Origin of the sequence: Marivirga lumbricoides (assembly GCF_014636295.1) — a bacterium.
In the GTDB taxonomy this organism is placed as follows: Bacteria; Bacteroidota; Bacteroidia; order Cytophagales; family Cyclobacteriaceae; genus Marivirga; species Marivirga lumbricoides.
On sequence record NZ_BMEC01000006.1, the window covers coordinates 309580 to 325047 of the forward strand.

The following is a 15468-nucleotide window of genomic DNA, read 5'->3' on the forward strand; positions in this document are numbered from 1 at the left end:
CGTACACCATATATTTTTTAAACCATTACTTGAATTGGTTTATTTTTATCACGAAATTAGTACTATGAGTACCCATAATGAATCTAAAATAAACCAACTCTTGCAGCTACAACCACCTGGCGTTGTACTATTAGCCTCTTGGTTAACCGAGAAAGGATACAGCCTTGATTTGCAGAAGCGATACCGTAAAAGCAAGTGGTTAGAATCCATAGGTTCGGGGGCTATGAAGCGAACCGGGGAAAAGGTGGATGTTACAGGTGCCCTGTTTGCTCTCCAATCTCAAAAAGGCATGAGCATACATATAGGTGCCAAGTCAGCCCTGGCTTACTTGGGTAAAGTGCAGTATCTGGAACTTAACTCCAAAAAAGTTTTTCTCTTTGGCGATAAAAATGAAAAATTACCAGCCTGGTTCAATCAATACCAATGGGGTGTTGAGATCAATTACTATAGTACCTCATTTCTTCCTCCTGGCAGGGGGTTAACTACCATAGACCAGGCCGCTTTCCAACTCAAAATATCCAGTGCAGCCCGGGCTATGATGGAATGCCTTTACCTGGTGCCGGAAGAACAGCCACTACTAGAATGTTATGAGTTGATGGAGAGTTTGAACAATCTGCCACCGGCCAAGGTACAAACACTACTGGAAGCCTGTACTTCTGTGAAGGTGAAGAGGCTGTTCCTGTACCTGGCGGAAAAAGCCAACCATGCTTGGTTTAATCACTTGAAGCATGATCAGATAGATTTGGGTAGCGGCAAAAGAAGCCTGGTAAAAAACGGAACTTATGTAGCTAAATATCAAATCACCGTACCTCAAGAATTGGAAAATTATGGCCACTGAAACTTACAAAAGGCAAGTAGCTCTATTGCTGGATGTGCTTCCGGAGGTGGCTAAAGAAGAAATCTTTGCGTTGCACGGAGGCACGGCCATCAATTTGTTTGTCCGCAATATGCCTCGTTTATCCGTAGATATTGACCTGACCTATCTTCCTATTGAAGACAGAAAAGATTCATTACAAAATATATCGGATGGCCTTTCCAGGATAAATGAAAATATTCTTACTATCCTGCCAAAAGCCAAGATATCCCTCGTTGAGGAAACCTCTAAGCTTCTGATAGCCCATCAGGGTGCGCAAATCAAACTGGAAGTTAACCAAACCAACCGGGGAGCTTTGCACGATCCCAAAATACTGCCATTATGCGAAAAAGCACAGGAAGAGTTTGAGGCTTTTTGTGAGGTGCCTGTCGTTGGTATGGGCCAACTCTATGGCGGTAAGATATGTGCAGCCTTAGATCGTCAGCATCCACGAGACCTTTTTGATGTGAAGTACTTTTTAGAAAATACTGAATTCACTGATGAGCATAGAGAAGGGTTGCTATTAGCCATCCTAAGTAGTAACCGACCATTGGAAGAATTGCTCTATCCTAACTATCTTGATCAGCGTGCTGCATTAGTCAATCAATTTGAAGGCATGGCCAATGAGCCCTTCAGTTATGAGGATTTTGAAAAAGCCAGAGAGAATCTTATTGAAACAATCCATGGATCATTGACCGATGATGATAAAGCTTTCCTGATTTCAATTCAAAGCCTTCAGTCAGACTGGAGCATTTACAATTTTGAGCGTTTTCCTTCTATTCAATGGAAGTTGCAGAATTTGCAGAGATTGAAAGAAAATAATCCCGAAAAGTATAAGAGACAATTGCCAGATTTGAAAAATAGGTTGAGTTAATGATCAATTTTGCCGTCTGGCAATAAATACCGTATTTTGCACCTGAATGCAGCAATTCAAAAAAATATCATCCCTTTTCTTTCCGAGCATATTCAGTATGCTCATGCTGCATCAGGCTTTGCCGCATAGTCATCATCAGCATGAACTTATTGATTTAGTTGAAGCTTCCGAGCATCATCATTCGCATGCTCACAGTCACGACCATGACAAAGAAGAAAATAAAGATTCAAATGATCATTCCGGATTTTTGGATTTTCTATTGGGCAGTCATGCACACACCTATCATTCCAATGATTTTGAGGTAAGGAATATTGCCAAGCAGCAAATTAAAGTAAAGGAATTTTCGGCTTTTACTCTGCCATTAGTTCATACTTTCTTATTTAAAAAAGAAAGTGAGCCTGATAGAATCATAGTCTATCAGCCACCAGGCAATTTTGATTTTCATTTATCAACCCCCTCGCTCAGAGGCCCTCCCGTTTTAGGTTAATCTTTCTGTGTTTGCCATCTGGCTATACCAGACTTGGCGAACCGAGTTTTTAAGGTTTAACCTAAATCATTTATTATTTCATGTTAAAACATATCGTATTCGCTCTGTGCGGATGCCTGTATGCTGCTATTGGTTTTGCTCAGACTAACCAGACGGAACAGGTACTTCGCGCAATTGAGCAAAACAACAAAGAATTAAAGGCCTTCCAGTCGCTAATGGAAAGCCAAAGGCTTGACTACAAATCCAGCAACAACCTGCCGGATCCGCAGGTTTCTGCATTTTATCTGCCGTTTGGTGAGCATACCACAGGTGATTATTCTGAATTTCAGGTTTCTCAATCTTTTGAGTTTCCCACGGTCTATGCCGCCCGCGGCAACTGGATTGATAAGCAGGAAGAACAATTGCAACTGGAATACTCCAGGATCAGACAGGAAGTACTGCTACCCGCTAAAAAGTACTGCATTGACCTTATTTCATTAGCCAAACGAAAAGAAGTAGTACAACTGCGTATGGAGCAGGCACGTCAGGTTTTTGAACAGGTACAAGAGCTTTTTGACAAAGAGCAAGTGGGTATCCTGCAACTCAATAAGGCGAAAATTGCCTGGATGCAAGACCAGTTTCAGGTAGAGCAAATTGAGGCAGAAAGAAGAAACCTGTTGCTTTCCCTTCAAAAGTTGAATGGAGGGCAGGCAATTGTCTTTGATCAGAAGGTATTCGCCACTGACTTGAAACTTAGCAATGCCGATAGCCTGTGGCAGCAAAAAAAAGCCACTGATCCAGAAATAGTAGTTTCTATCGGTCTGGAGGATGTTTCCATGCAACAAATAAAGGTTGAGAAGAATAAACTGTTGCCAAACCTCACCGCTGGTTTCAATCATCAGGGAGTAATGGGGTCTAATTATTCTGGTGTTTATGGGGGGATATCTATTCCCCTATGGAGCGGTAGAAATAAAGTGAAAGCAGCAGAAGCCAGATACCAGTACCAGCAGTCTAAAACTGAAGCTGTCACCACAGCGATGTATTCTACTTTTCTGGAACAATACAATCAGTATGAGTTGATGCTTCGGAAATACGATGAGTACACTACCACATTGGAAGGTTTGAATAGTGAAAATCTACTATTAGAAGCTTACCAGCTAGGGCAAATCTCCTTTATGGACTATTACATTGAGCTGCAATTTTACAGACAGGCTTATGATAAGATGCTGGAAATAGAAAAAGAGCTTCATCAGCTCAAAGCAGAAATTTTAAAATATCAATTGTAACAAATTAACAAGAAACTTATGAAAACGAGAAATATAGTATTCGCATTACTGATCCTTTTTACCCTTTCATGTACCTCAAAGTCTTCTAAAGAAGAACATGGACATGAACACGAAACCGAAGAGGCACATGGCCATGCACATGATGAGGAATCGGGACATCAGCATAAGAGTGAAGATCATCACGAACAGGAAGAGTTTACAGTAGATCAGGACTCTACCCATTCGCATGACGATGGTAGTGAACACCATGATCATTAATTACAAAAACTAAATAGAAATGCGATATATATTCATTTTAATTGCGTTACTGGCAGGATCCTGTCAGTCCGCAGAAGAGCATGGCCATGCCCACGATGCGGATGGTGGCCACATTAATGAAGGCAGTGAGATACCTGCCGTAGACTATACCCTCTGGACAGATAAAACTGAGTTGTTTGTGGAATTCCCGGCTTTGGTCGTGAATAAGACTAGCCGTTTTGCAGCCCACTTTACCGTTCTGGATAAGCACCAACCCGTAAGGGAAGGCAGTGTGACTGTGAGCCTGGTCAAAGATGGAAAAGGCATCCGCCATACGGTAGAAGCCCCATCTTCTCCGGGGATTTTTGCTCCGTCACTTCAACCTAAAAAGGCGGGGGTTTATCAACTGATATTTGATATTACTACTCCCTCATACCATGATAGAGTTGTGATTGAAGACATTCAGGTGTTTGCAAATGCGGAAGAAGCCATTAGTGCTGTTGGAGGTAATGAGGAAGACGGAGGTGCTATTAGCTTTCTAAAAGAGCAAGCCTGGAAGATTGATTTTCAGACTGTTCCTGTAGTTTCCGGTGAAATCTATGATGTTATTAAAACATCAGGCGTATGGAAGGCTGCTCCAGGAGCCATACGTTCTCTTTCAGCCAATGCCTCTGGCGTAGTACGTTTTGCTATGGATAACCTGACTGAGGGGGCCGAGATAAAGCAAGGTCAATCCTTAATGACGATAAGCAGCAAGGGACTTACCTCTAATAACTTGCAAACAGAAATTGAGCAGGCCAGGGCCAATTTTGAACAGGCTAAGGCTGAATACGAGCGCAAAAAACAACTCTATGAGTCCAGGATTGTACCTAAAGCCGAGCTGGAACAAGTGGAAAGCAGGTACAAGGTGGCCAAATCAAATTACGAAACCTTAACATCAGGCTATTCGGCAGGCGGAAAACAGATCATTGCTCCTTTTGACGGGTATGTAAAATCAATTTCTATAAGCAATGGAGGTTTTGTCAATCAGGGAACCCAACTATTAACTATTGGCTCTCATCGCTCACGATTATTGGAGACACAGGTCAGCACATCTTATGCCTCCGATCTGCAGACCATTCAAAACATATATTATCAGAAGGCCAGTGATAGTTGGTCAAGCATTAAAGCCTCGGGAGGGTCAGTCCTCTCAGTTGGTAAGGAAGTGGAACGTATAAAACCAATGCTTCCAATTTATGCCCAGGTCACTGAGGAAATTACCATGCCCGAAGGCAGTTTTACGGAGGTAGAAATTGCCTATGGTGAACCAAAGCAAGGCGTGTTAATCCCTGTCGCATCCCTTTTAGAAGATTATGGAAGTTACTCGGTAATTGTCCAGCTTTCCGGGGAAAGTTTTGAAAGGCGACCTGTAAAGATTGGCAGAAGAAATGGTGAGTATGTAGCCGTAGAGGATGGTCTTAATGCCGGTGAAGTGGTCGTTACAAAAGGCGCTTACCAGGTAAAAATGTCCTCCATGTCAGGAACAACGCCAGCTCATGGCCATGAACATTAAAAAAGAAATGATATGTTAAATAAAATATTATCAATATCACTTCAAAACAGGCTCCTTGTCTTATTAGGTGCAGTAGTGTTGAGTGTGGCAGGCCTTTACATGGCACGGACAATGAACGTGGATGTCTTTCCTGACCTAACGGCACCTACTGTAACTATCCTCACGGAAGCACACGGGTTGGAGTCTGAAGAAGTAGAAAAGCTGGTAACTTACCAGTTAGAAACAGCTCTGAACGGCTCTCCTAATGTGAGAAGAATCCGTTCATCGTCAGCGGCAGGTATTTCCATTGTTTGGGTAGAGTTTGATTGGGGAACGGATATTTACCGTGCCCGGCAAATTGTAAGTGAACGGATACCCATGGTGCGAGAAAACCTACCTGGGGGTATCGGGGCACCCACGATGGCTCCTATTTCTTCCATCATGGGAGAGATTATGCTATTAGGCGTTACATCAGACAGCTTGTCGGCCATGGAATTGCGAACACTTTCTGACTGGACCATCAGACCCCGGTTGAAAGCTATTGGAGGAATTGCCAATGTAATCGTTATAGGTGGAGATTATAAGCAATATCAGGTATTTGCACATCCTGACAAGCTCAAGCACTATAACGTAAGCCTCAGTGAATTAGTGGAAAAAGTAAAAGAAGCCAATGTAAATGCCCCAGGAGGCTTTTTCAATCAACATGGCAACCAATATATCATCAAAGGCAGTGGCCGAGCTTATGCCGTGGAAGAATTGCAAGAAGCAGTGGTAAAACAAGTTAATGGGCAAAGCATCAAAATTAAAGATGTGGCCACTGTACAAATCGGTGCGGCAGATAAGATCGGTGATGGTTCACTGAATGCATCGCCTGCGGTCATTCTTACCATCTCCAAACAACCGGATGTAAATACACTGGATTTGACCGGCCGTTTAGATGAAGCCATTGCTGAATTAGGACAAACATTGCCGGAAGGTGTTGAGATTAAAAGTCATATTTTCAGGCAGTCTGATTTCATTGAAGCCTCTATCAGCAACCTGAACCAAACCCTGCTGGAAGGTGCCGTCTTTGTGGTAATTGTCTTGTTTATTTTCCTGATGAATTGGCGAACCACATTTATTTCATTGTTGGCTATTCCAATATCATTACTGGTATCCATCATTGTATTGAAGCTCTTGGGCTATACTATTAATACGATGAGTTTAGGAGGAATGGCCATTGCCATTGGTGCCTTGGTAGATGACGCAATTATAGATGTTGAAAATGTTTATAAACGTCTGCGGGAAAATGTCCGAAAGCCCAAAAGCGAGCGACTCCCTGTATTAACAGTGGTGAAGGATGCCTCTGTAGAAATCAGGAGTTCTATCATCATCGCAACGCTGATCATCATTGTATCATTTGTGCCGCTGTTTTTCCTGAGCGGGATGGAAGGTCGCCTGTTGCAACCTCTGGGCATTGCTTTTGTAACTTCTGTGCTTACCTCTTTGGTGGTGGCTGTTACGGTGACACCCGTACTTTGCTCATACCTATTGAAGAACGAAAAAGTATTGAGCAAAAGTGCCGAAGGAACGAGGGTTGAAAGATGGCTTCAAAAGCAATACTCAATGGTATTAGATGGTGCCATGAAGTTTCCGAAAACCATTATAGCAGTTACGGTCATTGCCTTTTTGCTAAGCATTGCCCTGTTTACCCAATTAGGCAGGAGTTTTTTACCAGAATTTAACGAAGGATCACTGGTTATTAGTGCTGTTGGCCCTCCAGGTATGTCGTTGGAAGAAAGCAATAAAGTAGGCAAGCTGGTAGAGCAACAGTTGTTGGAAATGCCAGAGGTAGATGTAGTTACCCGCAGGACGGGACGGGCAGAACTGGATGAACATGCACAGGGTGTTAATGCTGCTGAGATTGATGTGCCATTTACGCTCGGTGACAAAAGCAAAGAAGCGTTTTTTGAAGAGGTAAGAAAAAAACTCAGTATTGTTCCGGGTGTAAATATTACACTGGGGCAACCCATTGCTCACCGGATTGATCACATGCTCTCAGGAACCCGCGCCAATATTGCGATCAAAATATTCGGGCCTGACCTGCAACGTCTTTATGAGGTGGGCAAAAGTATTGAGGAGGGTATTAAACCTATTGAGGGACTGGCTGATGTAGCCGTTGCTCAGCAGATTGAAGTGCCACAGCTTCGCATCAAGCCAAAACGCCAGATGCTATCCGCCTTTGGTATGACGGTTGGCGACCTCATGGAGCAAGTGGACATTGCCTTTGCCGGGGAAGAAGCAGGTGAGATCTACGAAGGACAAAAATACTTTGACCTGGTGGTGCGTTATCAGGATGATTTTAGGAACAAAATTGAACGTATCAAAACGGCATTGGTGAGCCTGCCAAATGGAGGTCAAACTACCATTGACCAACTGGCCACCATTTCTTCTGTGAGCAGTCCGAATACGATAAGTCGGGAAGATGTGCAGCGCAAGATTGTTGTGGCTGCCAATGTACAGGGACGTGACTTGAGAAGTGCCGTCAACGAGATTCAGGAGACCATAGACACCAATATTGAAATTCCAGAAGGCTATCGTGTAGAATATGGAGGACAATTTGAAAGCGAGGCAAAAGCTTCTCAATTGCTTTTGATTACTGCGGTATTGGCTATTTTGATTATTTTCTTGCTACTCTACTTTGAGTTTAAGAACATGAAGCTGGCTTTTGTGGTCTTGATCAATCTGCCTCTGGCGTTAATCGGTGGCATTCTGATTGTGTACTTCACTTCGGGGATCATCAGTATTGCAGCTACCATTGGTTTTATCAGTTTGTTTGGGATAGCAACCCGAAATGGTATTTTACTTGTTTCCCGGTATGAAGATTTGCGAAGAGAAGGCAAAAAGGGACTGACCTTAATAAAGGAAGGTGCTTTAGATCGGCTCAACCCCATTCTGATGACGGCTTTCACTACCGGTTTAGCTTTAATCCCCCTGGCACTAAAAGGTGGTGAGCCTGGCAGTGAGATTCAAAGCCCTATGGCTGTAGTAATCCTGGGCGGTTTGTTATCCGCTACCATTTTGAATTTGGTGGTGATACCGTGTGTGTATCAGTTGGTGGTCAAAAAGAAGACATAATTCATTTAGACCAGTCAAGCTCGATATTACATATCAGGCTTGACTGGTTCTTTAAACCCACCTTCCCACTTTCCCCTCGTATGCCAGATAATCCTCTCCAAAAACACTTTCTAGTACCTTTTCTTCTAGTCCGACTCTCACAAATACGATAAAGGCTCCAAGTAATAATATAATACCTGAATAGATGCTGGGAATACAGAGAAAAAAGCCTATCAGCGTGATTAATTGCCCCAGATGCAGCGGGTTTCTTGTTTTAGAATAGATGCCTTTTGTAAGCAATAGCCAACCTCTTCGTTCACTGCCTCTGGACAGTCGCTGATAGTTTTTGGCAGAAAATACAATCATGAAAGCAACGGTCATAATTCCAATAGCTACCCAACTTAGCGTATGGGTTTTTAAGGCTTCAAAAGGCACAACATATTGATGGTAAATCTCAGGAAACAGCGAGAAAATTGTAGTAAGAGCAATCACCAAAAGCCATATCAGGTTATTTAATAAAGTAACTGTTTTAAGCTTTGGTGGTTTATCTTTTCGTTTTGGCGCGTACATCAAAAATGTGAGCAAAAAGTAAAGCAGGAAAAATACAGGCAGAAATATTCTTAAATGTATCATTAATTTTCAGTTTTGGGTTTTGTAAATAATAAGGTGGTCACTCCTCCCACAGCCGCAATCAATGAGGCAATTAAAATACTGATCTTGGAGACCTTCACCAACGCAGGGTCTGTAAACGCCAGATTCGTAATAAAAAGTGACATGGTAAAACCTATACCAGCTATCATGCCCATGCCGATAATATGCTTCCAGCGCAGAGTGGCATGAAGTTCTGAGAGGCCGAACTTTTCACCAATAAAAGCAAAAAGACTGATTCCCATGACCTTTCCTATTGCTAAACCTAAAACAATACCCAAGCCTAAAGAACTGGAAGCCACTTCTAAAAGCCCAACATCCAACTTCACCCCGGCATTGGCAATGGCAAATACAGGAATGATAAAAAAGGCGTTAAAATTGATCAATGCATTCTCCAGCTTAAGCAAAGGAGGCCTTGAGTTTTCAGTATCTGTTTTTATGTCCTTTAGTATTTTTCTTTGACGAATATCCTGCATGGGGTCGCGGTTCTCAATGTCCGTTTCTTCAAGTGCGGCCACATTCTTAGCGGTACGCTCTTTCAGGATTTTGCTGTCCAGTTTGGGTTTTACTGGAATGGTGATGGCGAAGAGTACCCCTGCTATTGTAGGATGCACCCCGGAATTGAGAAAGCAGTACCACAAGGCCAAGCCTCCTAAAATATACCAGATTAAGCTTTTTACACCAAACCGATTGCACAGCATTAATAATATAAATATGCCGACCCCAGTACCAAGGAATAACCAACTCAGCTCATTGCTGTAAAACAGGGCTATGACCAATATGGCTCCCAAGTCATCAGCTATAGCGAGAGCAACCAGAAAGATTTTAAGCTGTGACGGCACTCTTTTGCCCAATAAACCGATGATACCCAAGGAATAGGCAATATCGGTAGCCATAGGTATTCCCCAACCGCTAATATTCTCTGTTCCAGTATTGAGACTGACAAAAATCAAAGCCGGTATGGTCATACCACCTAAGGCAGCCAAAAGTGGCATTGAAGCTTTTTTGAAGGAAGACAATTCACCCACCATAATTTCCCGCTTCAGCTCCATACCGGCTACTAAAAAGAATATGGCCATCAGCCCGTCATTGATCCATTCTTCTATGGTCAGTCCAAAACTGAAATGCTCTGAAAACTCAAAAATAAATTCGTCAGTGAGGTAGTGGTGATATGCATCGGCCCATTGGGAATTGCCCAAAACCAAAGCGAAAATAGTAGCTGCAATTAAAAGCAAACCACCTGAGGTTTCCCTATCCAGAAACTTGCGGGCAGTCTCTCTGATGTATGCTAACCCGGTATTATTCCTATCTACTGATTGATCCATTCCTTTGCTTCTTCTTTTTGTTCACTATCAAAGTATCGGATTTCAGCATTGGTGAATGGCTTCATGAACTGAGTGATCCAATCCTGCCATTTTTTGTCGCCCACCATAGCAATCTTTTCATAATCGTCAGCGTGAGACATATCCATTTTTAAATCTTTCCAGAAGGCATTGAATTTCCATCCGGAAAAATTTTCCATCTCAAAGTACCACCGTACTTTCTGTCCACGGTTCACGATGTTATGAATCAGCGGGTGAATTTTTTGAATGTCAGCTTCAGTCAGGTTTTCCTGAGCTTTCGTAGCTATTACATTGTTTTTGGTAAATTCTAATATTGTTAGCATGTTGGTTTATATTATTAGTTACAATTTTCTTCTTTCCATTTCAACCTTAGCAATGGCCCGATCAATGGCTTCATCTTTAGAGCATTTTTGATTCAGGTAGAGCTCTTCGGCATATTTCAGGACTGCATCCCTGATGCCTTCTTCCAGGGCATTGAGGCGTTTTTGGTAGTCTTTGAATAGTTCTTCCTTCATCGGTTAAAAAAGTTTTAAGACAAAAAATGCCATAACAAACAAATAGGCCAAATAAGCTCCATCAAAAACGAATACCTGCCATCTACTGAAACCATGCAGGTCTTTGCTTTGATGAACAAACAGGCTGTAAAGCAGTGGCATCAAGCCAACAAAGGCCAGGTTAACCCAATACAATTGAAAATCCTGTACCGGAGTGCTGACCAGTGCCAGGGGGAAGAATGCAACCGTCATGGTAATGGCATTGTCGGCTATAACACTTGTGGTACCTGCGGTAACCTCTCCACCCTTTACCACACTCCAGGTCTTAAATACTTCAGGTGCGGTGGTCATAATACCGGTGATGAATAGTCCTCCGACAATCTCTGATATACCCAAAGCCGAAACGATGTTCTCAGTGGCTTTCACAATGAAAAATGCCCCGGCCGCTATGGCAAATGCCCCGGCAATGGAAAGCCATATTTTCTTTTGTGTCCATTCTACTTTTTCTCCTTCTTTTCTTCCTTTGACAATAGCGTGGGTTAAAAAAACACCATAAGCCCCGAGCATGATCCATCCGTCAATGGGCTGCAAGCCCCTCCAGGCTTTTGGTAAGGTTAGTACAGCTACCAGTGCGATTATACCCAAATATGGCAGTGACAAAACGGATACGGAACGCTTGTTTAAAGCCAATAAATTAGCATCCAGATGTTGCTGATGTTTGGGGTTGTTTTTAAATTGTTTTCGTGAAGCAAAATAGGCTATCGTAACCATGAGGGGAATGGAGATGATATTAGAACCTAGTAAGTTTCCTAAGCCTATATTTGATACACCCCGAGCAGCACTGGTGATATTGATCGCTACTTCGGGGCTTGCCGTAACAATCGCAAGGAAAGTAGCTCCTGCCGAAGCGGTAAGTCCCCATTGTTTACGCAACATTTTGAGCGGTGTAAGCAATTGGTCTGCTCCCCAGTGTGCAGCCCAGGCGGCTACTACTAAAACTCCTGCCCATAACCATGTACTCATTCTTCTATTTTTATCGGTTCTACTTATTTAGCTAAATTCAAAATCCTTACGGCCCCCCTCATCACAAAGGCGAACACAATTCCCCCAATGGCCAAATCGGGCCATTTGCTATCCAGAAAATAAACCAACACCCCCGCCAGGATTACTCCGCCATTCACTATAATGTCATTGGAGGTGAATATGGCGCTGGCCTGCATGTGGGCTTCCTCGCTTTTGACTTTATTGATCAGCCAAAGAGACACAAGGTTGCCGATGAGGGCCAGTACTGCTATGACGATCATCCATTGAAACAGCGGTGTTTCGCTTTCGCTGAAAAACCTGCGCAATACTTCTGAAAAGCCTAATAGTGCCAGACCCATTTGAAAATAGCCACTGATTTTAGCTACTTTTTTCTTGCGAGACATTGCTGCACCCACAGCAAACAGGCTTAGTGCATACACGATGGAATCTGCCAGCATATCCAGTGAATCGGCTATGAGTCCCATAGAGTTGGAAATCCAGCCGGTAGTCATTTCTATTATAAAGAAGCTGAAATTGATGCCCAGTACCCACCACAGTATTTTTCGCTGTTGGGTATCGTCAGCAGCCAAGGGCAGCACGGCTTCATCTTCGGTATTTTCCAGTCGGTCGTTGAGTTTGAGTTCGCTTATGGCCTGATGGATCTTGTCCACTTCTTCCGTATGATATACCTCCAGTTTACGATTGGGTATATCAAATGAAAGCTGCTTTACCTCACTATAGGGCTCCAGTTTCATGCGGATCATTTGCTCCTCTGAGGGGCAGTCCATTTTTGTTATTATGAATGTGCTTTTTTTCAAGTGTTGTTTTGTTTACCCGTTAGTTTAGTTGGTCAAAAATAGTTGGCAAAAGCAGTTGGCAGTTTGCAAAAGGTACCGTCATTTATTTCTTGGTTTATATTTTTCGGGGTTTTCAATCATATGGTTGAGCATTCGGCCTACCTCTTCTGATTATTGTATTCCGAAGCTGCAACACCTTTCCTACGAGCACTTCGTGCCTGTTTAAGAATTTTCCATCCACCCTGTAGCACCACTCCAACCACAATAAGGCTGATGATCAAATCCGGAAGTGGAGAATTTAACAGCATCACTGCTATACCGGATAACACAATGCCTAAATTCACCAGCATATCGTTGCTGGTAAATACCATGGAGGCCTTCATGTGCACGCCTCTTTCACCTTGAGATTTCAGCAAGCGCAAGGCAAGCAGGTTACTTGCCGCATTTACTATAGCCGTAATGATCATCGCCCAGCCAATTGGTTCGGCTTCTGTAACAAAACGCCTGATTACTTCACCTAACAAAAGCAGACCCAGTCCAATTAAAAGAACACCGGAAAGGTTTGCAGCACGTGATTGAGCTACAACACCTTTACCCACAGCGTAAATGCTCACAATGTAAACGGCTGAGTCAGCCAGGTTGTCAAGCGCGGCACCCAATAGCCCTGTGGAATTTGCAATAAAGCCAACAATACCGGCCAATGCCACCTGGAACATATTGATTCCCAGTACTTGTTTTAATACTTTCCTTTCAGCTTTATTATCGGCTTTAAGTTGAATTTCGTCTTCTTCACTCATATTGCTGGCTTTTTATGTTTCCCATTATAAAGCCACTGCGCGGCAGCGTGGGCATACGCGATAAACTGAATGACAAATCCTGATCGGGTACCTCATAAGTTATCCGGTTAATCAGAAAATCCACAGCTTGTTTCATCGATTCAATAGTGAGCCATTCACCCGCGCACCGATGGCCGTGTAGATGTTCTCCTCCACCCTGTGGAATTAAGGTAAAGGGATTGCCGTCCCAATTTATGAATCTCTCAGGATGAAATTCATGGGGGTCTTCCCATAATTCAGGATCGTGAAGCATTCCATAAATATCCAGCAACACCAGCCTGCCACGCTTAAACATATATCCTTTCCATTCAAATTCTTTTCGCACAATGGCGCCTACCATGGGGGTAAATGGATAAAATCTTCGTACTTCCTGTACCAATATTTCTGTCAGATTGTCTTTCCCTGTCTGTATTTCTTTTTTGTATTGTGGATTTTGATGTAAAGCAAGACCAGTAAAAATAATGTAGGTGGCTATGGCTACGGTGGGCCTTAATACATTGATCAGTTCTACTGCTGCAACCTTTGTGTCCAACAATTTGCCATCAAGCTCACGGTGAAAAGCAATTGAGTGGGCGGCAGTGCCCTTTTCTACATGAATTTTGCCGTTACGGATTTCCTTAATAAGGTTACCAATCCACTTTTCAGCTCTTTTCCGAGCCTGCTTTCCTCGCCAGTGCCTTGGACCGATGGCTCCAAAGGCATCTACCATAGCCCCAAGATCCTTTGCTCTTTGTTGCACTTCTTCTTCTCGCAGCGGCACGCCCGACCACGAACAGACTGCACGACAGAGTAGCTCCTGTACTTCATTAAATAATATTATTTGCTCTTCTTTCTCCCATTTACTAATGTATGTTTCCCAATAACCTTTTTTGATCTCTAAGAACTGTTGAAGGCTATCCGGCTTCATCAAAGACATAAACATTTCTTTTCTTTGCCTGTGTGCTGAATTATCCAGTGTCTGAACCCCCTTTTGGCCGAATAATGTTTTTTGCACTCTTTTAGGAGTAGCACCTTTGCGTTGAAACTTTTCAGTGTCATAGAAAACCTCCGCGGCTTCTTTTCCACTCATGCAGATTGTTTCTTTTAACATCAAACGGGTACTAAAAATATCAATCCCAAGATTTTCACGCTTTTTCTGAATAAATTCATAGCCGTCACGAAGCAGTATCAAACTGCTATCGAAGTTTTTGTCTTTCGGAATAGTTGTCATGTTCTTTATATCTTTAAAAAATTTATCTTTCATTTTTAAACCAGTAACTTAAACTTAATACAACGTAATCTGAGTTTGGTTAAATGACTAAATACCGCATAATTTAGTTTACAATGTACTTAAGACCATTAAATATGTAACGCCCTATCTTCTGTTGCCGCTAAACAAGCTTCTTTAAAGGTTTCTGAAAATGTGGGGTGCCCGTGCGACATCCGTGCAACATCTTCGGCAGATGCCCTAAACTCCATGGCCACCACCGCTTCAGTATAGCTGTCTGCAATGCGTGGCCCTATCATATGCACTCCCAATATCTCATCTGTTTCCTTATCGGCAATTACTTTAATAAAGCCATCGTTGTCCATACTTATTTTTGCCCTTGCATTGGCCTTGAACGGAAAAGATCCTGTTTTTATATTTTTATTGGCCTTCTTCAATTCTTCCTCTGTCAATCCTACTCCTGCAACCTCGGGTTGGGTGTACACAATATTTGGGATGAGCGAATAATTAATATGTGGTTTTTGGCCAACAATCCGTTCGGCTACAAATACCCCTTCTTCACTGGCTTTATGGGCAAGCATTGCTCCCTGGATCACATCCCCTATAGCATATATACCCTGTACGCTGGTTTCGAGGTTTTCATTTACCGTTATCTGTCCTTTCTCATTGGTTTTCACGCCAATGTTTTCAAGGCCTAAGTTGGTAGTGTACGGTTTCCGGCCAATGGCCATAAGGCAATAGTCGCCTTCTAACAATATTTCTTCTTTATCGGAAAGG

16 protein-coding genes are annotated in these 15468 nt (G+C 42.8%); 7 read left to right on the top strand and 9 right to left on the bottom strand.

All coding sequences use genetic code 11. From position 1 onward, the window contains the following. Positions 1 to 64 precede the first annotated feature (64 nt). The 7 genes from IEV85_RS11325 to IEV85_RS11355 all read left to right on the top strand — a co-directional run bounded on the left by IEV85_RS11325 (position 65) and on the right by IEV85_RS11355 (position 8364). The gene (locus IEV85_RS11325) at positions 65 to 838 is read left to right on the top strand and encodes a type IV toxin-antitoxin system AbiEi family antitoxin (RefSeq protein WP_155174792.1); all 774 of its coding nucleotides are present in this window, start codon (positions 65 to 67) and stop codon (positions 836 to 838) included. Then, positions 828 to 1727, top strand: coding sequence for a nucleotidyl transferase AbiEii/AbiGii toxin family protein (locus tag IEV85_RS11330; RefSeq protein WP_155174791.1), 900 nt, complete (start codon positions 828 to 830; stop codon positions 1725 to 1727). The genes IEV85_RS11325 and IEV85_RS11330 overlap by 11 nt, the downstream gene beginning before the upstream one ends. A 46-nt stretch (positions 1728 to 1773) precedes the next feature. Then, on the top strand, positions 1774 to 2214 hold the full coding sequence (locus tag IEV85_RS11335; protein ID WP_188463336.1) for a DUF6769 family protein: 441 nt from the start codon (positions 1774 to 1776) through the stop codon (positions 2212 to 2214). A gap of 80 nt (positions 2215 to 2294) precedes the next feature. Beyond that, complete coding sequence (locus tag IEV85_RS11340; RefSeq protein WP_155174789.1) at positions 2295 to 3479, top strand: TolC family protein; 1185 nt, start codon at positions 2295 to 2297, stop codon at positions 3477 to 3479. Positions 3480 to 3497: 18 nt separating this feature from the next. Further along, positions 3498 to 3737 (top strand): hypothetical protein, encoded by a 240-nt coding sequence (locus tag IEV85_RS11345; protein WP_155174788.1) that lies wholly within the window; start codon positions 3498 to 3500, stop codon positions 3735 to 3737. 19 nt (positions 3738 to 3756) lie between these two features. Then, positions 3757 to 5268, top strand: a complete 1512-nt coding sequence (locus IEV85_RS11350; RefSeq protein ID WP_188463338.1) for an efflux RND transporter periplasmic adaptor subunit — start codon at positions 3757 to 3759, stop codon at positions 5266 to 5268. Between the two features lie 12 nt (positions 5269 to 5280). Beyond that, positions 5281 to 8364: an efflux RND transporter permease subunit gene (locus IEV85_RS11355; protein WP_188463340.1), complete on the top strand. Its 3084-nt coding sequence runs from the start codon at positions 5281 to 5283 to the stop codon at positions 8362 to 8364. 51 nt (positions 8365 to 8415) lie between these two features. On the opposite strand, the gene IEV85_RS11360 is transcribed toward IEV85_RS11355, so the two are convergent. From IEV85_RS11360 to IEV85_RS11400, 9 genes are all read right to left on the bottom strand, one after another. Continuing rightward, positions 8416 to 8976, bottom strand: a complete 561-nt coding sequence (locus IEV85_RS11360; RefSeq protein ID WP_188463342.1) for a methyltransferase — start codon at positions 8974 to 8976, stop codon at positions 8416 to 8418. Beyond that, positions 8976 to 10316, bottom strand: a complete 1341-nt coding sequence (gene nhaA, locus IEV85_RS11365) for a Na+/H+ antiporter NhaA (protein ID WP_155174784.1) — start codon at positions 10314 to 10316, stop codon at positions 8976 to 8978. Before nhaA ends, IEV85_RS11360 begins: the two co-directional genes overlap by 1 nt. Continuing rightward, positions 10301 to 10657: a SpoIIAA family protein gene (locus IEV85_RS11370; RefSeq protein WP_188463344.1), complete on the bottom strand. Its 357-nt coding sequence runs from the start codon at positions 10655 to 10657 to the stop codon at positions 10301 to 10303. The genes nhaA and IEV85_RS11370 overlap by 16 nt, the downstream gene beginning before the upstream one ends. An 18-nt stretch (positions 10658 to 10675) precedes the next feature. Next, the gene (locus IEV85_RS11375; protein WP_188463346.1) at positions 10676 to 10849 is read right to left on the bottom strand and encodes a hypothetical protein; all 174 of its coding nucleotides are present in this window, start codon (positions 10847 to 10849) and stop codon (positions 10676 to 10678) included. Positions 10850 to 10852: 3 nt separating this feature from the next. After that, entirely contained in the window at positions 10853 to 11851 is a 999-nt protein-coding gene (locus IEV85_RS11380; protein ID WP_188463348.1) for a sodium:calcium antiporter, read from the bottom strand. 23 nt (positions 11852 to 11874) lie between these two features. Beyond that, positions 11875 to 12669: a cation efflux transmembrane domain-containing protein gene (locus IEV85_RS11385; RefSeq protein WP_188463350.1), complete on the bottom strand. Its 795-nt coding sequence runs from the start codon at positions 12667 to 12669 to the stop codon at positions 11875 to 11877. A 137-nt stretch (positions 12670 to 12806) separates the two neighbouring features. Next, positions 12807 to 13445: a cation efflux transmembrane domain-containing protein gene (locus IEV85_RS11390; protein WP_188463352.1), complete on the bottom strand. Its 639-nt coding sequence runs from the start codon at positions 13443 to 13445 to the stop codon at positions 12807 to 12809. Next, a complete protein-coding gene (cypC, locus tag IEV85_RS11395; protein WP_229712571.1) occupies positions 13438 to 14727 on the bottom strand; it encodes a CYP152 family fatty-acid peroxygenase CypC in 1290 nt (429 codons plus the stop codon). The genes IEV85_RS11390 and cypC overlap by 8 nt, the downstream gene beginning before the upstream one ends. A 95-nt stretch (positions 14728 to 14822) precedes the next feature. Next, positions 14823 to 15468 (bottom strand): FAD-dependent oxidoreductase (locus tag IEV85_RS11400; RefSeq protein WP_188463354.1); only part of this gene is annotated, 646 nt, incomplete at its 5' end.